23 protein-coding genes and 1 pseudogene are annotated in these 19,302 nt (G+C 70.6%); 13 read left to right on the top strand and 11 right to left on the bottom strand.

Annotated elements, in window-relative coordinates; all coding sequences use genetic code 11:
* Positions 1–12 precede the first annotated feature (12 nt).
* Positions 13–639 carry a TetR/AcrR family transcriptional regulator gene (locus SKED_RS18905; RefSeq protein ID WP_169310133.1) on the top strand — a complete coding sequence of 209 codons (627 nt, stop codon included), beginning with the start codon at positions 13–15 and terminating at the stop codon, positions 637–639.
* Between the two features lie 14 nt (positions 640–653).
* Here the strand turns inward: SKED_RS18905 and SKED_RS06095 are convergent, their stop codons facing one another.
* A complete protein-coding gene (locus SKED_RS06095; protein ID WP_042438725.1) occupies positions 654–1,739 on the bottom strand; it encodes a M20 family metallopeptidase in 1,086 nt (361 codons plus the stop codon).
* 85 nt (positions 1,740–1,824) lie between these two features.
* Positions 1,825–2,748 (bottom strand): AraC family transcriptional regulator, encoded by a 924-nt coding sequence (locus tag SKED_RS06090; protein WP_012866255.1) that lies wholly within the window; start codon positions 2,746–2,748, stop codon positions 1,825–1,827.
* A gap of 170 nt (positions 2,749–2,918) precedes the next feature.
* Between SKED_RS06090 and SKED_RS06085 the strand changes: the two genes are divergently transcribed.
* Positions 2,919–3,275, top strand: a complete 357-nt coding sequence (locus SKED_RS06085) for a putative quinol monooxygenase (protein WP_217167949.1) — start codon at positions 2,919–2,921, stop codon at positions 3,273–3,275.
* 27 nt (positions 3,276–3,302) lie between these two features.
* On the opposite strand, the gene SKED_RS06080 is transcribed toward SKED_RS06085, so the two are convergent.
* Positions 3,303–4,118, bottom strand: coding sequence for a hypothetical protein (locus SKED_RS06080; RefSeq protein ID WP_143755674.1), 816 nt, complete (start codon positions 4,116–4,118; stop codon positions 3,303–3,305).
* Between the two features lie 451 nt (positions 4,119–4,569).
* Here SKED_RS06080 and SKED_RS19940 point away from each other — a divergent pair, with 451 nt between their 5' ends.
* Entirely contained in the window at positions 4,570–5,559 is a 990-nt protein-coding gene (locus SKED_RS19940) for a hypothetical protein (RefSeq protein WP_143755673.1), read from the top strand.
* A gap of 187 nt (positions 5,560–5,746) precedes the next feature.
* Positions 5,747–6,773 (top strand): annotated as a pseudogene (locus SKED_RS06075) (NADPH:quinone reductase).
* A gap of 63 nt (positions 6,774–6,836) precedes the next feature.
* On the opposite strand, the gene SKED_RS06070 reads toward SKED_RS06075, so the two are convergent.
* The 5 genes from SKED_RS06070 to SKED_RS06050 form a co-directional block, all read right to left on the bottom strand.
* Positions 6,837–7,172 (bottom strand): branched-chain amino acid transporter permease, encoded by a 336-nt coding sequence (locus tag SKED_RS06070; RefSeq protein ID WP_012866249.1) that lies wholly within the window; start codon positions 7,170–7,172, stop codon positions 6,837–6,839.
* Positions 7,165–7,917: an AzlC family ABC transporter permease gene (locus SKED_RS06065; protein WP_012866248.1), complete on the bottom strand. Its 753-nt coding sequence runs from the start codon at positions 7,915–7,917 to the stop codon at positions 7,165–7,167. Before SKED_RS06065 ends, SKED_RS06070 begins: the two co-directional genes overlap by 8 nt.
* Positions 7,918–7,990: 73 nt before the next feature.
* Positions 7,991–8,401, bottom strand: coding sequence for an NUDIX hydrolase (locus tag SKED_RS06060; protein WP_012866247.1), 411 nt, complete (start codon positions 8,399–8,401; stop codon positions 7,991–7,993).
* A 67-nt stretch (positions 8,402–8,468) separates the two neighbouring features.
* Positions 8,469–8,963 carry a heme-degrading domain-containing protein gene (locus tag SKED_RS06055; protein ID WP_012866246.1) on the bottom strand — a complete coding sequence of 165 codons (495 nt, stop codon included), beginning with the start codon at positions 8,961–8,963 and terminating at the stop codon, positions 8,469–8,471.
* Positions 8,960–9,337, bottom strand: a complete 378-nt coding sequence (locus tag SKED_RS06050) for a winged helix-turn-helix transcriptional regulator (RefSeq protein ID WP_012866245.1) — start codon at positions 9,335–9,337, stop codon at positions 8,960–8,962. Before SKED_RS06050 ends, SKED_RS06055 begins: the two co-directional genes overlap by 4 nt.
* 58 nt (positions 9,338–9,395) lie before the next feature.
* On the opposite strand from SKED_RS06050, the gene SKED_RS06045 reads away from it, so the two are divergent.
* The 4 genes from SKED_RS06045 (at position 9,396) to SKED_RS06030 (ending at position 13,021) form a co-directional block, all read left to right on the top strand.
* Entirely contained in the window at positions 9,396–10,232 is an 837-nt protein-coding gene (locus SKED_RS06045; RefSeq protein WP_012866244.1) for an SDR family oxidoreductase, read from the top strand.
* 144 nt (positions 10,233–10,376) lie between these two features.
* Entirely contained in the window at positions 10,377–11,357 is a 981-nt protein-coding gene (locus tag SKED_RS06040) for an arsenic resistance protein (RefSeq protein ID WP_042437831.1), read from the top strand.
* Positions 11,358–11,479: 122 nt separating this feature from the next.
* Complete coding sequence (locus SKED_RS06035) at positions 11,480–12,052, top strand: hypothetical protein (protein WP_012866242.1); 573 nt, start codon at positions 11,480–11,482, stop codon at positions 12,050–12,052.
* Positions 12,053–12,115: 63 nt separating this feature from the next.
* A complete protein-coding gene (locus tag SKED_RS06030) occupies positions 12,116–13,021 on the top strand; it encodes an oxygenase MpaB family protein (RefSeq protein ID WP_042437830.1) in 906 nt (301 codons plus the stop codon).
* Positions 13,022–13,058: 37 nt separating this feature from the next.
* Here the strand turns inward: SKED_RS06030 and SKED_RS06025 are convergent, their stop codons facing one another.
* Positions 13,059–13,625: a GrpB family protein gene (locus SKED_RS06025; protein WP_012866240.1), complete on the bottom strand. Its 567-nt coding sequence runs from the start codon at positions 13,623–13,625 to the stop codon at positions 13,059–13,061.
* A gap of 175 nt (positions 13,626–13,800) precedes the next feature.
* Between SKED_RS06025 and SKED_RS06020 the strand changes: the two genes are divergently transcribed.
* Together SKED_RS06020 and SKED_RS06015 are read left to right on the top strand one after the other, a co-directional pair.
* Complete coding sequence (locus SKED_RS06020) at positions 13,801–14,511, top strand: class I SAM-dependent methyltransferase (RefSeq protein WP_012866239.1); 711 nt, start codon at positions 13,801–13,803, stop codon at positions 14,509–14,511.
* Positions 14,512–14,643: 132 nt separating this feature from the next.
* Complete coding sequence (locus SKED_RS06015) at positions 14,644–15,414, top strand: DUF4184 family protein (protein ID WP_012866238.1); 771 nt, start codon at positions 14,644–14,646, stop codon at positions 15,412–15,414.
* 37 nt (positions 15,415–15,451) lie between these two features.
* On the opposite strand, the gene SKED_RS06010 is transcribed toward SKED_RS06015, so the two are convergent.
* Positions 15,452–16,000: a hypothetical protein gene (locus SKED_RS06010; protein ID WP_012866237.1), complete on the bottom strand. Its 549-nt coding sequence runs from the start codon at positions 15,998–16,000 to the stop codon at positions 15,452–15,454.
* 167 nt (positions 16,001–16,167) lie between these two features.
* On the opposite strand from SKED_RS06010, the gene SKED_RS06005 reads away from it, so the two are divergent.
* Together SKED_RS06005 and SKED_RS20425 are read left to right on the top strand one after the other, a co-directional pair.
* Positions 16,168–16,467 carry a type II toxin-antitoxin system Phd/YefM family antitoxin gene (locus SKED_RS06005; protein WP_012866236.1) on the top strand — a complete coding sequence of 100 codons (300 nt, stop codon included), beginning with the start codon at positions 16,168–16,170 and terminating at the stop codon, positions 16,465–16,467.
* 4 nt (positions 16,468–16,471) lie between these two features.
* A complete protein-coding gene (locus tag SKED_RS20425; protein ID WP_042437827.1) occupies positions 16,472–16,855 on the top strand; it encodes a hypothetical protein in 384 nt (127 codons plus the stop codon).
* Between the two features lie 48 nt (positions 16,856–16,903).
* Here the strand turns inward: SKED_RS20425 and SKED_RS05995 are convergent, their stop codons facing one another.
* Positions 16,904–17,503: a TetR/AcrR family transcriptional regulator gene (locus tag SKED_RS05995; protein ID WP_012866234.1), complete on the bottom strand. Its 600-nt coding sequence runs from the start codon at positions 17,501–17,503 to the stop codon at positions 16,904–16,906.
* 136 nt (positions 17,504–17,639) lie between these two features.
* Between SKED_RS05995 and SKED_RS05990 the strand changes: the two genes are divergently transcribed.
* Positions 17,640–19,292, top strand: a complete 1,653-nt coding sequence (locus SKED_RS05990; protein WP_012866233.1) for an ABC transporter substrate-binding protein — start codon at positions 17,640–17,642, stop codon at positions 19,290–19,292.
* Positions 19,293–19,302 lie beyond the last annotated feature (10 nt).

Raw genomic sequence — 19,302 nt, 5'->3', positions numbered from 1 at the left:
AGAATGGCGGGCATGCCCGACGACACGAAGAACCGCCGACGGTCCGCCGAGGAGCGACGCGAGGACCTCATGGACGCCGCCGTCGTCGTCATGAGCGCACGCGGCGTCGCCGCCGCGACCACCCGTGCCATCGCCGAGGAGGCGGGGGTCCCCCAGGGCGTCTTCCACTACTGCTTCCGCTCCCGGGACGAGCTCGTCACCGCACTCTTCGAACGAGAGATCACCCGGTCCTCCGACCGGACGAGCGGCGCACTCCGCCGCTTCTCCGACGTCGACCGCGGCATCCGTGCCGCCCTGGAAGCCCAGCTGGACCTCGTGCGCTCAGGACCCACGTACTACCTCGCGATGGCCGAGCTCTCGCTCACCGTGCTGCGCACCCCGGACGGTCCACCGCTCGCCGTGTGGGAGCAGGAGCAGTACCGCTCCCGCGCGCAGGCCGGGCTCGAGGCGTGGTCTGCCGAGCACGGTCTGGTCTGGTCCGTGCCTCTCGCGCACGTCGCGTCGTTCCTCGTCGCCGTCGGCGCCGGAGTCACGGGAACCTGGCTCGCCGACCGCGACGACGCACAGGCCGAGGCTGCGCTCGGCGTCGCGGCGCAGGCACTCGGCTCCCTCGCGGGCTCTGCGGGGACCCCCACCTGACCTCGCGTCAGGACTCAGCCGACGATCGCCCGCACGAGCCCTGCCACCAGTCGGACACGTCCGACCACGGTGTCGACCAGCACGTGCTCGGTGTCGGCGTGCGCGCCCCCGCCGACGGCGCCGAGCCCGTCGAGGGTGGGGACGCCGAGGGCGGCGGTGAAGTTGCCGTCGCTGCCTCCGCCGACCGAGACACCGCGGATCCCGGGCTCGAGCGAGGCCGCGAGCGCGAAGAGGTCTGTCGACGTCTCGGGGGTCATCGGCGGGCGGTTCACGGAGCCCGCGACCGTCAGCGCAGCCTCCGGGTGCAGCGGGACGAGCGCCGCGAAGGCTGCCTCGACACGGTCCTTCTCGTCAGCCGTCTCGACACGGACGTCGACGACGACGGTCGCCGCGTCGGGCACCACGTTGCTCTGACCACCTGAGTGCAGGACGGTCGGGGTGACCGTCGTCCCCACCTCGGGACGGTTCAACGCGGCGATGGCGAGCACCTGGTGCGCAGCCTCGACGAGGGCGTTGACGCCCGCCTCGGGCTCGAGGCCGGCGTGCGCCGCGCGGCCGGTGACCGTGACCTCGAAGGTGCCACAGCCCTTGCGGCCGACCTTGAGGTCGCCGCCGTCTGCGGCGCCCTCCATCACGAGGACCGTGCCGCAGGCCAGCGCCCGCTCTTCGAGCAGCGCTCGTGAGGTGACGCTGCCGTTCTCCTCGTCGGCCGTCACGAGGATCTCGACGCCAGACCTGTCGTCGAGCAGCGCGACCGCGTGGATCGCCTGGACCAGGCCGCCGAGCATGTCGAAGACGCCCGGGCCGGTGATCTTGCCTTCTGCGACGGCGAAGGGCCGTCGGGCGAGCGTGCCGGCCGGGAACACCGTGTCGTGGTGCCCGAGCACCAGCACCCGCGGCTCGCCGCCACCCGACCAGTGGACGTGCGGACCGGCCGGACCGTCCACGAGGACGGCCAGGCCACCGAGGCGCCGCTCCAGGAGGTCGGCGACCACGTCGGCCGACGCGGCGAGCGCGACGGGGTCACCGGACGGCGACTCGACCTCCACGAGGGTGCGCAGGTCGTCGAGGATCGGCCCGAGGGCGACGTCGTGAGTCATCGGACCACCGTAGTGCGGTCCGCAGCCGAGCCCGGACGCCGTCACCGGCCACGCTGCCCCGGATGTCGACGATCGCATCTCGACCTCAGCCCTTCGAGCGCGAAGCGCTCCTGTAGCGCCCGGGCGGGAGGGCGCGCTCGCGACGGAAGGCACGGCTGAAGGCGTAGACGGAGGTGTAGCCGACGTCGGAGGCGATCGTCTCGAGGGTGTCGTCCGAGTCGCGGAGCCGATGGGCGGCAAGACTCATCCGCCAGTGGGTCAGGTACTCGCTGGGTGTGGTGCCCGCGAAGGTCGCAAAACGTCGGACGAGGGTCTGCCGTGACGTCGCGACCTCGCGTGCCAGGCTCTCTGTGGTCCACGGGTAGCCCGGCGCCTCGTGGATCTTGGTGACAGCCTGCAGCAGGAGCGGGTCGCGGAGGACACCCCACCACGACCTGTCGGCCTGTGGTGCACCAGCGAGCCAGGCGCGCAAGATCTCGACGAGCAGGATGTCGACGAGGCGGTCGAGGACCAGGTCGGTCGCGAGCCCGGGTCGGGCGAGCTCGCGCCCGAGGAGTCGGACGACGTCGAGGAGGATGGACTCGAGCTGCTGGGCCCGGAGGTGGACCACGGGCGGCAGGAGGGAGAAGACGGGCGCGGGTCCCGCTGGGTCGTGCGAGTAGGAGGCGCCCAGGATCTGCGTCCGCACCTCGCCCTCCCCCAGACGGAGAGTCTCGCCCAGGCGTCGAGCCTCGCGCGCGGCGGCTACGTCGCAGGAGTGGATCTCGACTCCCAGACCGCTGGCGAGCGTGTGGGCGGCGCCGCTGGCCAGGATCACGACGTCCCCGGTCGTCAGGAGCAGCGGCGCATCGGCCTCGACGGTCAGGTAGGCGATGCCGGTCGTGACGACGTAGAGGACGGCGTCTCGGTCGCCCTCCCACTCGACGCCCCAGTCCCCGGCCGCAGCGATGCGAGCGCCGGCACTCCCTCGGACCCCGGAGATGTCGAGCACCTCGGAGAGCACGTCCATGCGACAACGGTACGACGTGATCCGCCCAGGTCACCAAGAACAGTTCCTGAGTGGTCACATCAGGTATGAAACTGAGATCTTCTGGCATTGAGCCGCCCACTGGTCATCCATAACGTTGTCAGCAGTCGGGGCACACGCTCCGAGACCGCACCACCCGAGGAGAGATGACCGTGAGCACGACCGAAGACACCGTCCCAGACGGCCTCATGCCCGCTGACGTCCTGGCATCGTCAACACCTGTCGCCGTCTACGGCTTCGCCAGGGCTAAGGCCGGCAAGGAGCAAGAGCTCGAAGACGCGATCCGGGCGATCATCCCGACGGTCCGCGCCGAGCGGGGCTACGAGCAGTACTCGGTGCACACCACGAAGGAGCAGCCGGGAGCGTTCGCGTTCTACGAGCGCTGGTCCACGGGCCCCGACATCGCGCGCCACGTCCAGCAGCCCCACATGCAGAGCTACTTCGGCAAGATCGCTGATCTCGTCGAAGGCGAGCTCGAGGCCGAGTGGCTCTGGCCCTTGGACGACTGAGGGACGCCCCGATCGGCGCTTCGCCCGTCAGCTCCCCGGGAATCCCTCGACCACGGCGTCGTACTCGTCGGCGGTGGTCGGCTCGAGCGCGCCGTTCGGGGTGTTGGCGAGCGACGCGGCGAGGGTGTCGATCTGCCAGTCGTCGCCGTAGCGCAGGACACCGACGCCGCCGAGGTACGTGTCGCCGTCCCACTCGTAGAGGACGACGTACTCGCGGCGCTCGTCGGCGCCGACGAGGGCGGCCGCCTGGGCGAGGGTCTCGTCGTACTGCTCAGGGCCGACGACGAGATCGACCTGCTGCGCCTTCAGGCTGGAGAGCCGCTCGGAGTCGAGCCCGTCGGCGACGTCCTGGGCACTGAGGTCACCGCCGTCGAGGCGGGTGGTGGTGTCGTAGCGGACCTCGGGCAGGAGCAGGCTGAACGCCATCCGGCGGTACTGGTCAGCAGCGGTCCCGGCACGGGTGGTCCGTCCCAGCTCGACGAAGAACTCGTCGTCGGAGGGCACCGACGAGGTGTCGACGGGTGAGAGCGCCCGGAAGCGCTCGAGCGTGCCGACGAGGTCGAGGTTCTCGGCCTGCGCGTCACCGGCCCACGCCGTCAGTGCCGCCGCGGCGTCACCGTCGGCAATCTTCTCGGTCGAGAACTCGATCGCCTCCTCCGGCGTCGCGAAGCCCTGCTGCTCCGAGTCGTCCGAGCCGCCACCGCCGACGACGAGCAGCACACCGAGCACGAGAGCCACGACGGCCAGCACCGCGACGAGGATCCACGGTAACGGGCTCCGGCGCGGAGCCGGTGCGCCCGGAGCAGGAGGGACGGGCGCGTGAGGAGCGGGCGAGAAGGTCATACCGCCGGACGTTACCCGGCTGACGCGGAGAGGACGATGGAGAGCGCTCCCCAGTAGACCAGACCGATGCGAAGCGTAAGCCAACACTTCGAGTGATCCGTTGCTCAGAGCCACTCACACCTTGGGCGCTGTGTCGTCCAGCCTAGTCGGACCACAACAGCCTCGATTGCCAGTAGCTACGCAGCGACTAACGCCCCTAACCCAAGACCGCACTCGAGACCGTATCCTGACACTCGTGCCTCGACACCGAATCTTCACCCTCGCCCTCCGGGACCGCATGCCGCTAGATGAAAATGGATGGAGCGTTCATCTACATAACGATCTCTGCCCTAAGCCTTGCGTCGACGGCAGTCGATGCGCAGGCACTGTCGCTCGAATCATTCAGAAATCTCGCACAGAAGGCATCGATCACACTCAAGCCGTCAGCGGGATTTCAGAAATAGTCGAAGAGATGCTCGGCTCTCCCGGCGTCACCCTAGGCAAGTTTAGCGGCATTGAAATTCCGGGTCTATCCTCGTATGGAATAGTAAGAGTTCCAATCTCGAGCATTTATGAAGAGAGAGGAGACCAGAACGAAACTTTAGACCCATTTGACATAGCATTCGACGTCCTGACAAGAGTGATCGACGCACTAAGAATCGCAACCAACGCTAGCATTCCACCCCTCACAATTGAACGAATCTATCCGATCTACATCGAGCTCGACTGCGATGAAGATGGTAAAGTCGAGGTAAAAAACATTGCTATCAGCGAGCACGGGTCACTGCTCGAGCGCTCGGACGCTGCAACTCCAGCGCAGTTGAGATCTGCCGAAGAGTATTTCGTCGCTGGAGCCAACGATGATCCAGTAGAGAACATCCGGTACTGGATGCTCGCCGCAAGAAACGACGCCAGGGTTATCGGCGACTACGCGGGAGCAGCCCTCAAGACCGCGGCCGCATCCGAGATTCTCATCAAGACCACCGCTGGTCTACTTATCTGGGAGCAGATCGAGCACCAACCACAACTTCGGTCCAGTTGGTCATCAAAAGGCCAGGCGGCGCTCTCGATGCGCCCAAGCGAACTCATAGCCAGTGTTCTAAGCCCGGCACTAAGAGGAGGATGGTCGTCACAGCACAATCACCAACCGGTGGGCGCATGGCGGCTCTATGTGGCCAAACTCCGAAACCGCGTCATTCACAATGGCTACCGCCCAAGCGCGCCTGAAGTTCATGACGCAATTTGCGCAGTGGACCAACTTGTCGACCACGTGGCTGATCGGATCGCAAGTCGTGCTCAACTTCACCCGCGAACGGCCGTCATTTTGCTTGGCCAGGAAGGACTCGAGAGGCGAGGGGCTTGGGGTAAAGTGCGCGCCACGCTCGACGCAGATGGGTCTGACTGGCGCGATCAGTACCGAACTTGGTCGGAGGGCCTCGCCGACGTGCTATCTGACGAGTGACAACTCGAGTTTGCAACGGCTGGCGTCAGCCGCAGGCCACCGGACGGCACCTTGGCGGCAGCACCTCGGGCAGATCACCCACGTCGCCCCGCCTTCAGCACACTCTTCAGCCACCCTCCGCGACGTCAGGCTGGCGTCCATTGCGACCCGAGGGAATACGACGCCGCCGTCGCTCCTTGTCGCCAGCATGAAGGCAATCGCGTACTCCAGCACCGGCCCCTCGTCCGTCCTGCAGCTCGTCGACCGTGAGGTCGCCGATCCCGGCCCCGGCGAGGTGCGCGTGCGCGTCGTCGTGTCCGGGGTGAACCCGACCGACTGGAAGGCGCGCGCCGAGGGCGACCTGGCCTTCCCCGAGGTCGTCCCGAACCAGGACGGTGCCGGCGTGGTCGACGCCCTCGGCGAGGGTGTCACCGGGCTCGCCGTGGGCGACCGTGTGTGGCTGTACCTCGCGGCGCACCGTCGTCCGACCGGCACCGCCCAGGAGCTCACCGTGCTCCCCGTCGACCGCGTGGTGCCGGTGCCGGACGGCATCGACCTCGACGTCGCGGCGAGCATGGGCGTGCCCGCGATGACGGCGCACCGTGCGCTCACCGTCCACGAGCACGGACCTGCGCGCCTCGCACCGGGCGCGCTGTCAGGCCGTGTCGTCCTCGTCCAGGGGGGGCGCCGGGGCGGTCGGTCACGCGGCGATCCAGCTGGGTGTGTGGGCGGGCGCGACCGTCATCACGACGGTCAGCAGCGACGCGAAGGCCGACCTGGCCCGTGCTGCCGGCGCGCACCACGTGGTCCAGTACCCCGACGACGCCCTCGCCGACCGCATCCGCGAGATCGCCCCCGACGGCGTGGACCACGTGGTCGAGGTGGCACCGGCCCAGAACGCCGCGCTCGACGTCGAGGTGCTCGCCAACCACGGCAGCATCGCGTACTACGCGAACAACAACGGCGACGACTTCTCGGTCCCGATCGTCCCCAGCTTCATCAAGAACGCCCGCTGGCAGGGCCTGCTCCTCTACACGGTCGGCCCCGACGCCCTGAACGCTGCCGCGGAGGACATCACCGCTGCGCTGCGCGACGGTGCGCTGCCCGTCGGCGAGGACGCCGGGCTCCCGCTCACCTGGTTCCCGCTCGAGGAGACCGCCGCGGCGCACGACGCCGTCGAGGGCGGCGCGACCGGCAAGGTGCTGATCCGGGTCAGCGACGAGACGCTCGTGTAGCACCCTCACACCTGAGCACCGAGACGGGGCGTGGCACACCTGGTGCGCCGCGCCCCGTCGTCGTCAGCCGACCGAGAGCACCGTGCTGACCAGCACCACGTACACGGCCGTCCCGCCAAGGATCGACAGCAGCGCGTTGTGCCGCCACAGGTGCAGACCGACCGTGGCACCGAGGCCGACGAGCTCCGGCAGGCCGCGCCACCCGGAGCTGAGCGAGACGTCCTTGAGCGTGTAGACGACCAGGATCACCATGATCCCCACAGGCATGTACCGGCCGAGGAACTGCACGAAGGCCGACTCCCGCAGCTGGCCGATCACCAGGAACGGCAGGGCGCGCAGCGCGAAGGTCACGACGAGGATGGTCGCGAGGGCGGCGAGGACGTAGCCGTCGCTAGGCACGGGCGTCACCTGCCTCGCCGGTCCCACGATCGCGCCGCACGAAGAACCTCACGGTGAGCGCCACGAGGAACAGCACCATGCCGACCACGAGCATCTCGTCGTGCGCGACGAGGAGCGCGACGAGCGCCGACCCGATGGCCAGCACCGGTGAGGTCACGTCCCGGTTCTGACGGAAGGCGTCGAGGGCGAGCACGGTGAAGAGCGCGGTCAGGGCGAACCACATCCCCTGCGGGACCTGGGGCAGGGCGCTGCCGAGGAGCGCCCCGGCGACCCCGCCGACCACCCAGTAGGACTGGCAGAGCACCTGCATCCACACGATGCGAGCGGTGGTCCGCTCGGCCTCGGGGATGTGGTGGGCGAGCGCGTAGGCCTCGTCGGTGAGGGCGTACATGCTGTAGGTCTTGGCGACGGGTCCGCGGACGGAGTGCAGTGGGAAGGACAGCGCGTAGAACACGTGCCGGAAGTTCACCAGCACGGTCGACAGCGCGATGCTCGCCAACGGCGTCGCCGCCATGACGAGCCCGATCGCGAGGAACTCGAGCGACCCGGCGTAGATGAACGTCGAGAACAGCGGCGCCCACCACCACGAGAGCCCAGCCTCGACGACGAGCAGCCCGAAGGCGATCCCGAGCGGCACGAGCGCGACCCCCACGGAGATGGTGTCGCGGACCGCTGCCGGGAAGGGCCGGACCGGGTGCGGGTGGTCTCCCGACGGGGAGGACGGGTCGGCGGGCGGGGGTGGCACGGCCTCACGGTACCGCTGCGCGTCACCGCCGGCCTGGGGCGTCCACCGGAGTCAGGCGGGAGCCCCGCCGCGATCAGCCCCGGAGCGCCGGGACGACGTGAGTGGCGAGCAGCGGCGCGAGGTCGTGCGGCAAGGACTCTGTCGCGATGTCCATCCACCGCAGCTCTGCGATCTCCGCCGCAGGGTCTCCGACGAGAACATCGGGGTGCTCGAACACCGTGGCCTCCACGTCGGCGCCCACCTCGTTCGCCGCTGCCGCGCGGAAGGTCCCGAGCAGGCGGAGAGCGGTCGGGTCGAGGACTACACCCAGCTCCTCGACGCACTCGCGGACGGCGGCCTGCTCGGTGGACTCGCCCACCTCAGGCTTACCGCCGGGGAGCATGAACCGGCTCGTCTCGGTCTTCCGGACCGTGAGCACGGCGCCCGCCGAGTCCCTCAGGACGACGGCACTGACCCGGATGAGCACGTTCTCCTCGTTCGACACGCGTCAGAGCATAGCGACGGGTGATGTGCGGGGCGGGAGCGACCCGGGCGTCCGGTCGGTCTGCACGTCAGCCCCGGTGCGCGTCGCGGTGGGCGGTGAGGGCCTCGACCATGAGGACGTGGTCCTCCTCGTCGGTGAGCCCGGAGACGACGGCGACGCCGACGAGCGCACCGCGGACCCGGAGCGGGACGCCACCGCCGGCGAGGGCGTGAACCGCCGGGTCCAGCCCGAGGCGCGGCTCGGCCTGCGTGACGCCGTGCCCGCGCCACCGGAGCATGACGGCCATCGACGGGTCGTCGTAGCGGCGCACGACGGCGCACTTGCGATCCATCCAGCTGTCGTTGTCGGCGCTCGTCCCGGGCCGAGCAGCCTGGAAGACACGTTGCTCGCCGAGCCAGATCGCGACCGTGACGCCGAGGTCGCGCTCGGTGGCGAGGGCGACGACGCGCTGCCCGAGGTCCCAGGCCTCTGCGTGCCCGAAACGCTCGAGGTCCAGCTCGCGCACCTCGGCCTGGAGCTGCTCTGCTCGGAGCAGGTCGGTGCGGGCGTCGTCGTGGCTCATACGGTGACTCCTTCGTCGTCGAGGGCTTCGGTGCCCTCATCTGTCGGGACCCTCGGGACGGTGAGAGCCCAGCTGTTCATGGCGTCGAGGACGGTGCGCAGGCGCTCTCCGACCTCGGTGAGCTCGTAGACCACGCGCGGCGGGATCTCCGGGTACGACGTGCGCGTCACGATCCCGTTCTCCTCGAATCGGCGCAGGCGGTTGGTGAGGGTGTGGGCGCTGATGCCGGGCAGACGGTCCTTGATCTGCGTGAACCGGAGCGGGCCGTGGAGGAGCTCGCGCACGATGAGCGTGGCCCACGGGCCGTCGAGCAGCACGAGGAACCGGGCCACGCCGCACTCTGGGGACTCGTCAGCAGCTCTCACGAGAGTCATCGTAGCCACCCTTGGTGCAGTTGACGTAACTGATGCACCGCATGCACTAATGGCTCCCATGACCTACATCGTCCACGGCGCCACCGGCGCCCAGGGAACCCCCGTCGCCGCCGCACTCACCTCGTCCGGTCACCACGTGACCGCAGCAGTCCGCACCCCCAGCACCTACTCCGGTCCCGGGTCGGCCGTCGCGGTCGACCTCGCCTCCCCCGCGTCCCTCGTCGACGCCTACCGCGGCGCCGAGGGCGTGTTCGTCCACCTGCCGATCGGATCGCCCGAGCAGCAGCTCGCCCAGGCGCTCGTCATCGCGGACGCCGTCGACGCCGCCCGCCCAGGTCGCGTCGTGATGTCGACGAGCGGCTACACCCTCGACGACACCGCGAGCGCGGTGGCCGTCCTGGCTACCAGGCTCGCCGCGTCGGGCGTCTCGACGGCCGTCGTCCAGCCGCGCCTGTACCTCGAGAACCTCCTGCTGCCCATGGTCGTCGGCCCGGTCCAGCAGGACGGGGTGCTCGCCTACCCGGTGCGCGAGGACTACGCGGTGTCGTGGAGCTCGCACCTCGACGTCGCGGACGTCGTGGTCCGGCTGCTGCAGGACCCGACCGTCACCGGGACCGTCGGCGTCGGGGCGCTGCCCGGCCTGCTCGGAGCCGACCTGGCGCAGGGGTTCGCAGACCACCTGGGCCGCCCGGTCACCTTCGAGAGCATGAGCCCGGACGACTTCGAAGAGCTCCTCACGCCGATGTTCGGACCTGCGGCGACGTCGGTCGCCGACTCCTACCGGTGGCGGGCCACCCAGAGCGACGAGGTGGTCGAGGAGGCGACGAGCGCCCAGCTGCTGCTCGGCCTGCGGCCGCGGACCGTCGCGCAGTGGCTGGGCGACCTGGGCGTCTGAGCGAGCCCGGGCGGCGCACCTCTGGCACGGATGCTGCCCTACGATGATTCCGGACTACCGAGACGAGCCATCGAGAGGGAAAACCGTGCGGAGCACCGGCCCCGCGACGGACCTCGCGGCTGACGCGACGGTCGCCGCCTCGTGATGCGCCACGCAGTCGCGTGGTGGGACCGGGTGCAGGTCCCCCTGTACCTCGCGGCCATCGCGCTCGGCGCGGTCGTCGGGCTGGCCGCTCCTCAGGTCGCCCCGACCCTCGAGCACTCGATCACCCCGGTGCTCGGCCTGCTGCTCTTCGCGACGTTCCTCGGCGTCCCGCTGGTCGAGGTCGGGCGAGGGTTGCGTGACGCACGGTTTCTCGTGACCGTGCTGGCCGCCAACTTCGTCGCGGCCCCGGTCCTCGTCTTCGGACTCTCGCGGTTCGTGGCCGACGACCGTGGCCTGCTGATCGGCGTCCTCCTGGTGCTGCTCACGCCGTGCATCGACTACGTCATCGTGTTCACGGGCCTCGCCGGCGGTGCCCGCGCCCGGCTGCTGGCCGCAGCGCCGCTGCTCATGGTCGTCCAGATGCTCCTGCTGCCCGTCTACCTGCTGGTCATGGCGGGCCCGGACGTCGTCGACGCCGTCGACGTCGGCCCCTTCGTCGAGGCGTTCCTCGTGCTCGTGCTGCTGCCCCTCGCTGCGGCTGCGGCGGTCCAGGCGCTCGCCCGACGGCACCGGTCGGGCCGCGTGGTCGAGACGGTGACGGCCGGCGCGATGGTCCCGCTCATGATGGCGACGCTCGCCGTGGTCGTCGGGTCGCAGGTCGCGGCAGTGGGCTCCGAGGCCGCCACGCTCGTCCGCGTGGTGCCGCTCTACGTCGGCTTCGTCGTCGTCGCGCTGCTCCTCGGCCGGGTGGCCAGCCGGGTTGCCCGCCTCGACGTCCCGGCCACCCGCGCCGTGATGTTCTCGACGGTGACCCGCAACTCCCTCGTCGTGCTCCCGCTCGCTCTTGCGCTCCCGCCAGAGCTGGCGATCGCACCGCTGGCCGTGGTGACGCAGACGCTCGTGGAGCTCGTCGCGATGGTCGTGCTGGTGCGGCTCGTCCCGCGCCTCGTCCCTGAGAGCGCCCCGCCACCGTCGCCGTGACCGCGGCACCGTCACTCCCTGGCAGGTAGGGGACCTCTCCACGGGCAGGTCGGCCCATCGCCACCGCGCTCGCGCCCGGCTAGCGTCGGCCGGGTCACCCACCGCCGACCGGAAGGCACCTCGTGACCGCTCGCCTCTCGCTCCGCACCTGCGCCGTCGTCGCAGCGGCGGTCGTCACGCTCTCGGCCTGCACGTCCTCCGCGCCGTCACCCGAGACGTGGACCTGGGACTCGGTCGACGACCCGACGGGACCGAGCGAGGACACGGTGACGAGCCCGGCCGGAGGACCGGTCGACCTCACCGGCACGCTCCGGTACCAGCTCGGGTCGGTCCCTCCCCCGTACCACTACGAGCTGACCCTCGACCTCACCGCCGACGAGTACACGTTCTCGTGGTCCGGCTACGGCGACGAGGTGGGCCGGACCACAGGCACGCCCCTCGACCACGAGGGCGCTCTCGAGATCCTCGACGCCTCCGGGCTGCTCGAGGGTGACGACGACACCGCCGGGTGCGGCGGCGGGGCGCAGGCTCAGATCGACGTCGAGGTCGACGGCAAGGCGGTCCAGACGCGAGGCGGCACCTGCGGCGGAGAGGGTGCCGCCGACGACGTCGAGGAGGCGATCGTCGCGGTCGTCGGGGCCGACACGGTCGCGGCGGCGGTCCAGGAGGTGGAGGAGTCCGAGAACGCCGGCTGACGGCGCGCGTCGGCGTCCGCCCGGCCAGATGCCCACCCGGCAGACCGCGGGTACGTTCGCCCCATGGGACGGATGACGGACACCTGGCGCTCCCACCTCCTCACGACCTTCTCCGGGGACGACGCGGGCAAGCCGGCATGGGTCGAGAAGATGGCCGAGGGCGACGACGCCGGGTACTTCGGGCCCGGGTCCGCGGCCTGGGCGGTGCACGGGGGCACGGCGACACTCATCGCCGGGATCCGCGCGCTCCTGCTCCAGACCCTCCACCCCGGGGCGATGGCCGGCGTGCACGACTGGTCGCGGTACCAGGAAGACCCGCTCGGACGCCTGTCCGGGACCATCCGCTGGCTGCTCACCGTGACCTTCGGCGACACCACGCAGGCACGGACCGAGTCCAACCGTGTCGGCCGCTACCACCACCGGGTGGTCGGCACCTACGTCGACGCGACCGGCACCGAGCGCCCGTACACCGCGGGCGACCCCGAGCTGCTCGCGTGGGTGCACGTCGTGTTCACCGACGCCTTCCTCACCTGCGACCAGATCTGGGGCGGGGACATCCCCGGCGGCGCGGACCAGTACGTCCGCGAGTGGGCGACCGCCGGCGAGCTCGTGGGCGTCGAGGACCCGCCGCGGTCGCAGGCCGAGCTCACCGCAGCGTTCGCCGCGTTCCGTCCCGCGATGAAGAGCGACGAGCGCGTCGCCGAGGCCGTCCGCTTCATCCGCAACCCACCGCTGCGCCGGTCGATGATGCCCGCCTACCGGGTGCTGTTCGCCGGGGCCGTGGCGTCCATCCCGGCAGACCAGCGTCGGATGCTCGGGCTCCGCCGCCCGTGGTGGCCGGCCATCACCGCCAACCGGGCCGTGCTCTGGGGCGTCGGGCTGATCCTCGGGAAGTCGTCGACCTCCGAGGACGCCGCCCGCTCCCGCATCGACCGGCTGCACCGCGCGGCGGCCGACGAGCCGTCGTAGGGCTCACCAGCAGATCTCCGCCCTGGACGCCTCGGTCTCAGAGCTCGCGGGCAGCCCGGGCGCGCGCCTTGATCGCGACGATCACGTCGGTCTTGGCGTCGGCGTAGGCGTTCATGTCGTCCCACTGCGCCGTCATCAGCGCGCGCTTGGTCTCCGCGTACAGGTCACGGTCGGCCGCGTCGGTCCGTAGGTGGTCTCGGAGCAGCAGGTACTCGTGCACCGCGGCAGCGCCGCGCTCGTAGACGTGGACGTGGGCGTCCCGCTCCGGGGTCCGCACCAGGCGGTGGCCGGGCTCGCGCGTGCGCAGCTGGTACCCGGCGGCGAGGAGCGCGTCGAGGTAGTCCTCCTCGGCGGTGATGTCGTCGACGGTCACCACGACGTCGATGATCGGCTTGGCGGCCAGGCCGGGGACCGACGTCGACCCGATGTGCTCGACGCCGACGTCGTGCCCGGCGAGCGCCGCCCGGATCCGCTGCTCGTGCTCGCGGTAGAGCACAGGCCACCGCTCGTCGTAGTCGTGGAGGTCGACGTGCAGGGCCTCGACACCTCCGACCAGCTCGAGGGTGGTGACGTCAGGGCGGCGCGGGGCGCGTTCGGTGCTCACGGCACCATGGTCCCACCGTGCCGCGGTGCCGGTCGTCAGGACCGCCACGCTGCGTCGGTGCTGTGGTGGTCCTGCGCCGGTCGTGCGGAACGGGGTCCACCACCCGTCGACACCGCCCATGATTGGCACCGGGTCACCGACGCGGCTGACCAGCACCGACTCTCCAGGGGACACCATGAGCGCTGACGACTACGACCGCTTCGCCGACGACTACGAGGCGGAGAACGCCTCGAGCCTGCTCAACGCCTACTACGAACGGCCGGCGGTGCTGGACCTCGCCGGTGACGTGCGCGGCCGCACGATCCTCGACGCCGGCTGCGGGTCCGGGCCGCTGGCCGCCGAGCTCGTCACACGCGGCGCCGACGTCGTGGGCTTCGACGGCAGCCCCGCGATGATCGACCTCGCACGTCGCCGCCTCGGCGAGGCCGTCCCGCTGACCGTCCACGACCTCACCGAGCCGCTGCCCTACGACGACGAGACCTTCGATGACGTCGTCGCCTCGCTCGTGCTGCACTACCTGGAGGACTGGGACGCCCCGCTGGCCGAGATCCGCCGGGTGCTCAAGCCCGGCGGGCGGCTCATCGCCTCCGTGAACCACCCGTTCGCCCAGGTGCTCAACGCCCCGACCGAGGACTACTTCGCCACCCGGCTCTACGACGAGGACGTCGAGCTCGCCGGGAAGCCCACCGTCCTGACCTTCTGGCACCGTCCCCTGCGCGAGGTCGTCCGGGCGGTGACCGACGCGGGCCTCAGCGTCCGTGTGATCGACGAGCCTGCCCCCTCAGCCGACACCCCGGCCGACCTCCTGCCCCCGAGGATCGCCAGCGGCGAGCGCAGCGCCTTCTTCTGCTTCCTCTTCGTCGTGGCGGAGAAACCCGCGGCGTAGGTCAGCCTGCGGGTGGACGCGAGCGGCGCGGGCCGCCTCTTACCCTTGCTCGGGCGGCCTCCCCGCGCCGCCCTCCCCTGCCCCGGCACGGTCTGCCCGTGCCGGTCCTCACCCGAGCGAGTCCCCGTGCCGATGACCTTCGTCCACCCTGCAGCAGTCCTGCCGCTGATGCGTGGCCCCCTCGTCCCTGCTGCCCTCGTGGCAGGCGCGCTCGCACCCGACGTGCCGTACTTCCTGCGGGCTCTGCGCATCCCTGTCAGCGCGCAGTCGTGGTGGGAGCCGTTCCTCAACGCGACCACGACGCACTCGTGGCCCGGTCTGGTGACCGTGGCGCTGCCGCTCGCCCTCGTCCTCTACCTCGCGCTGGCTTCCTGCGGGCGTCCGGCGCGCTGGGCGCTGCCCACTGCCTCGGTCGGTCGGGGCACGCGGGACGGTCGGGGTGACCTCTGGGTGGTGTGGGTGGTGGTGTCCCTCGCGCTCGGTGTGCTCACCCACGTGCTGTGGGACTCCTTCACCCACAGCGACGGGTGGGTCGTGACGCACGTCGACGCGCTGCGGACCGAGGCGGTCGGCTCGCTGACCTGGGCCCGTCTGCTCCAGCACCTGAGCACCGCCGTCGGCCTGGTGGCGCTCGTGGTCTACGCGTGGCGGCATCGTCAGAGCTGGCTCGTCACCGCCGACCCGACCCGTCGCACGCGGTCGGTGCGCGTGCTGACCGTCGTGGCCGTTGCGGCAGCCGTCGGCGCCGGGACCCTGGTCCTCCTCCAGCGCGACGGGGACGGTGGCCTCGAGCACCTCCTGTCGGACGCCGTGATCGGTGCCGGCCTCGGCGCTGGCGGCGCCGTCGCGATCCTCACGGTCCTCTGGTGGTCGGTCCGCCCGGACCGCGTCCGGACGGGATGACCCAGGCGCGGCACCGGCTGTCGCCAGGGACCAGGTCTCAGGGGATGTCGAGCGGGTCGACGAGCAGCCCCACGCGCTCGTCGACGTAGGCGGCGAGGTCGCGCGCGGCACCGTCGCCCAGCGCCGCGTTCCACCGGACCTTGACGGACCCGTCAGGTGCGACGAACACGGGGCTGTCGCCGGAGCGCAGGCTCTGCGGGTCCAGCGCGACGACCTTCCAGCCGTGGTTGACCGGCTCCCCCGCCGGGAACTTGCCGCGCAGCGCCGCGGCGCGCAGGTCGCGGCGGTCCTCGCCGGACTGCGACTGGTAGTTCCGGACGCCCGCCTCGCGTGCACGCACGATCGCACCGGTCGCGTAGAGCGTGCCCTCCTGGTCGACCATGAGTGCACCGAGGCGCCAGGCCCGCCCGACGGGACGCAGCACAGCCTCCCGGGTGAAGAGGAGCACCTTGCGCGGCTCCACGTACTCCGCGAGCGCCTCGTCGCGGGCCCTGGCAGCAGCGAGCCGCTCGACGGCCCGGGAGACGACCGCCCGGATCTCTGCGGCGACCGGCTCGTCGCCGACCGGTGTCTGACTGGTACTCACCAGACCATCATGCCGGTGACCGGCCCACCGACGCTCGCCGACAAGGTCTTCGGGGACGAGGTGAGTTCCGTGCCACCGCACGCTCGACAGGGCAAGCCGTACGGAAAGACGTACATCTTTCCGTCATCATTGTTGACACGATCGGTTCGGCGCTGGACACTTGGTCAATGACGATGACTCACTTCCAGGTGCAGTCGACGAGCGACGCTCGCACCCACCTCTCATCAGCACTCAAGCTCTTCCGACGTGACGGCGTCAACGCTGAGCCACTGGTGTTCGGGAGTCATCGGCGCCCCGAGGGCGTGGTGATTCCCTTCGAGCTCTTCGAGGCGATCCTCCCGGCAATCGAGGACGCGCAGATCGCACCACTGCTCCGTGAGCGCATCGCCGACGACACCCCTCGGAAATCTCTCGACGAGGTCATCGGCGAGCTGGGGCTGTCGCACCGAGACTTCGACCTCGACTGACTCGATGGATCTGACTCTCCATCGGGATGTGGTCGACGACATCCGTGCGCTGCCAGACGACCTCGCACGCCACGCAGCGATCCAGACGATCGCAGACATCCGGAGAGGTGTCCGCGTTGGAGCTCCGCTGGACTACCGAGCCGGCACCGGCGACCTACGCGACTGCCGGAAGGTGTACTTCGACATCGTCGACGCGGGGCACAAGCCGCGATTTCGACTCGTGTACTTGGTGGTCGACGAGACAGTCGAGGTGCTCTCTGCGGAGGTGGTCGCCGTCGGTGTGCGGGCAGACCTTGACGCATACCACCTGGCCGCGCTCAGACTCGGTCGCCACCCTGATGTCGACCACGACCACGACCACGACCGCCCCGACTCGACTCGACCGTGACGTGGCGTGACGAGCACGGAGTAGCGAGAGGCACATGTGAGAGCAGCGTCAGGGCAGCGCGCCCTCGACCGGCTCGAGGGCCCTCGCCAGCACGTCGGACAGCGAGGTGCGGACCGCTCCGGAGCGTGACCACTCCCCGACGGCGGCGACGAGCGCCCCGGCGTAGGCGGCTCCCGCCACCTCGGCGCGCAGCGGCTCGACCCCGCGGGCGACGGCGAAGGCCGTGAGCACGACGGCGACGTCGCTCGCCCGGAGGGCGGCGGCACGGCGGAGCTCGTCGGCCAGACCCATGGTGTCGGCGTGGGTGAAGGCGAGGGACACGTTGTCGGGACGCAGCGCCCCGGCGACCTCCATGAGCGCTGCCCGCGCGGTGCCGCGAGGGGTGCCGTCGTCGAGCCGCGGGTCGGCCAGCGCCTCGCCCAGCCCGGCGACCGTCGCGTCGAAGGTGGACCACAGGAGGTCGCTCTTGGCGCCGAAGTAGTTGAAGAAGGTGTTGCGGCTCACGCCTGCCCGGGCGGTGATGTCGGCGACGGAGGTGGCGGAGTACCCGCGCTCGAGGAACAGCTCGCCGGCCGCCTCTTCCAGCATCGCGCGGGAGGACGCGCGCGGACGGCCCGCGGGACGGGTGGCGGGAGTGACGGGGCTCATGCCCTGATCGTAGCGACCGCCCCACACAGGTGACCTATTGTGGGACGCAGTCCAAGAACTCGTGCGGCGATGCTCGACCGCACCCGTGCACCGACGCACAGCCGTGCCCGGTCCGCTGCCCACTCCCTGGAGAACCATGCTCGCCGCCCGACGCGCCCTCACCCGGCGCGGAGCCGCCCTGGCCGCCCTCGTCCCCGCCGCCGCACTCGTCCTCTCCTCCTGCGGCACCGACGACTCCTCGTCGTCCGCCGAGCCGCAGGACGGTGGCACCCTCGTCTACGCGACCGGCGACGCCGAGCCCACCTGCCTCGACCCGCACGTCGGCGGCAACTACCCGCAGGCTCTCCTCACCACGCAGGTGCTCGAGCCGCTCGTCGGCCGCGACGCCGAGGGCGAGATCCTGCCGTGGCTCGCGACCGCCTGGGAGGTCAGCGAGGACGGGCTCACCTGGGACTTCACACTCGCCGAGGACATCACCTTCACCGACGGCATGCCCTTCGACGCCGAGGCCGTCAAGGTCAACGTCGAGCACCTCCAGGACCCTGAGACGCAGTCGTCGACCGGGTACCTCGCGCTCGCCAAGGTCTCCGAGGTCGAGGTCGTCGAGGCGAACCACGCCCGCTTCCACCTGTCCGAGCCGGACTCCGCCCTCGCCGAGTCGCTCAGCCAGCCGTGGCTCGCCATCGAGTCCCCGACAGGCATCGCCCGCGGCATGGAGGCCAACTGCGCCGCCCCCGTGGGCACCGGGCCGTTCGTCGTCGAGAGCTGGACGCCCCAGCAGCAGGTGGACCTGGTCCGCAACGACGACTACTCGACCGTCGCCCCCGAGGCCGAGAACGACGGCCCCGCGCACCTCGACCGCATCGTGTGGCGGTTCATCCCCGACGCCGCGACCCGCTACGCCGCGCTGCAGTCCGGCGAGGTCCAGGTCATCGACAACCCGCAGCCCGACGCGATCGCCACGGCCCAGGCCGGCGGCGACATCACCGACGTCGACGCCCCGCGCCCCGGCTCGGTCAACCGTATCGAGCTCAACTCCGGCCAGGCGCCCTTCGACGACGTCCGCGTCCGCGAGGCGTTCATCCGGTCCGCCGACGTCGACCCCGGCATCGAGAGCCTCTACGCCGGGACCGTCACGCGCTCGTACTCGCCGCTGTCGAGCAGCGAGCCCATGGCCGTCTCCGACGACTCGCTGTTCGGCACCGACGTCGACGCCGCGAACACCCTCCTCGACGAGGCCGGCTGGACCGAGCGCGACGCCGACGGCTACCGCACCAAGGACGGCGAGCGCCTCACCCTCCGCTTCCCGGTGAGCACCAACCAGTCGGTCGCGGCCGAGCAGTCGCTGTTCGAGCAGATCCAGGCCAACACCAAGGCCGTCGGCTTCGAGGTCGTCATCACGCCGCTCGACCTCAGCGGCTGGTACACGGCCCTCGGTGCGAACGAGTACGAGATCGTCTCCGCCCCGTACACCAAGGTCGGTCCGGACGTCCTGCGGATCCTCTACCACTCGAGCGGCATCGTCCCGGCGCCGAGCGGGTACTTCGCCAACCACGCGCAGGTCTCCGACCCGGTCCTCGACGCCACGCTCGACAGCGCGGCCGAGACGACCGACCAGGCCGAGCGCGCCGAGCTCTACGCCGAGGCGCAGCAGACCGTCCTCGACGGCTTCTTCATCCTGCCGCTGTACGACCAGCAGAACCACTTCCTCACGCGAGGCGTGGACGGCATCCGGACGCTGCACACGGTCGGCACGCCGACGTTCCTCGACACGCGTCTCGCGTCCTAGGGGCACACTC

Source organism: Sanguibacter keddieii DSM 10542, assembly GCF_000024925.1.
GTDB lineage: Bacteria > Actinomycetota > Actinomycetes > Actinomycetales > Cellulomonadaceae > Sanguibacter > Sanguibacter keddieii.
The sequence above is the reverse complement of the archived record's forward strand: the minus strand, read 5'-3'. Positions and strand labels throughout refer to the sequence as shown.

What these genes read in the sequence shown, in the direction of transcription:
- SKED_RS18905 (WP_169310133.1), top strand. Translation starts at nt 13, where the DNA reads ATGCCCGACGACACGAAGAACCGCCGACGGTCCGCCGAGGAGCGACGC.
- SKED_RS06095 (WP_042438725.1), bottom strand. Translation starts at nt 1,739, where the DNA reads ATGACTCACGACGTCGCCCTCGGGCCGATCCTCGACGACCTGCGCACC.
- SKED_RS06090 (WP_012866255.1), bottom strand. Translation starts at nt 2,748, where the DNA reads ATGGACGTGCTCTCCGAGGTGCTCGACATCTCCGGGGTCCGAGGGAGT.
- SKED_RS06080 (WP_143755674.1), bottom strand. Translation starts at nt 4,118, where the DNA reads ATGACCTTCTCGCCCGCTCCTCACGCGCCCGTCCCTCCTGCTCCGGGC.
- SKED_RS19940 (WP_143755673.1), top strand. Translation starts at nt 4,570, where the DNA reads ATGCTCGGCTCTCCCGGCGTCACCCTAGGCAAGTTTAGCGGCATTGAA.
- SKED_RS06055 (WP_012866246.1), bottom strand. Translation starts at nt 8,963, where the DNA reads ATGAGCCACGACGACGCCCGCACCGACCTGCTCCGAGCAGAGCAGCTC.
- SKED_RS06050 (WP_012866245.1), bottom strand. Translation starts at nt 9,337, where the DNA reads ATGACTCTCGTGAGAGCTGCTGACGAGTCCCCAGAGTGCGGCGTGGCC.
- SKED_RS06045 (WP_012866244.1), top strand. Translation starts at nt 9,396, where the DNA reads ATGACCTACATCGTCCACGGCGCCACCGGCGCCCAGGGAACCCCCGTC.
- SKED_RS06040 (WP_042437831.1), top strand. Translation starts at nt 10,377, where the DNA reads ATGCGCCACGCAGTCGCGTGGTGGGACCGGGTGCAGGTCCCCCTGTAC.
- SKED_RS06030 (WP_042437830.1), top strand. Translation starts at nt 12,116, where the DNA reads ATGGGACGGATGACGGACACCTGGCGCTCCCACCTCCTCACGACCTTC.
- SKED_RS06020 (WP_012866239.1), top strand. Translation starts at nt 13,801, where the DNA reads ATGAGCGCTGACGACTACGACCGCTTCGCCGACGACTACGAGGCGGAG.
- SKED_RS06015 (WP_012866238.1), top strand. Translation starts at nt 14,644, where the DNA reads ATGACCTTCGTCCACCCTGCAGCAGTCCTGCCGCTGATGCGTGGCCCC.
- SKED_RS06005 (WP_012866236.1), top strand. Translation starts at nt 16,168, where the DNA reads ATGACGATGACTCACTTCCAGGTGCAGTCGACGAGCGACGCTCGCACC.
- SKED_RS20425 (WP_042437827.1), top strand. Translation starts at nt 16,472, where the DNA reads ATGGATCTGACTCTCCATCGGGATGTGGTCGACGACATCCGTGCGCTG.
- SKED_RS05995 (WP_012866234.1), bottom strand. Translation starts at nt 17,503, where the DNA reads ATGAGCCCCGTCACTCCCGCCACCCGTCCCGCGGGCCGTCCGCGCGCG.
- SKED_RS05990 (WP_012866233.1), top strand. Translation starts at nt 17,640, where the DNA reads ATGCTCGCCGCCCGACGCGCCCTCACCCGGCGCGGAGCCGCCCTGGCC.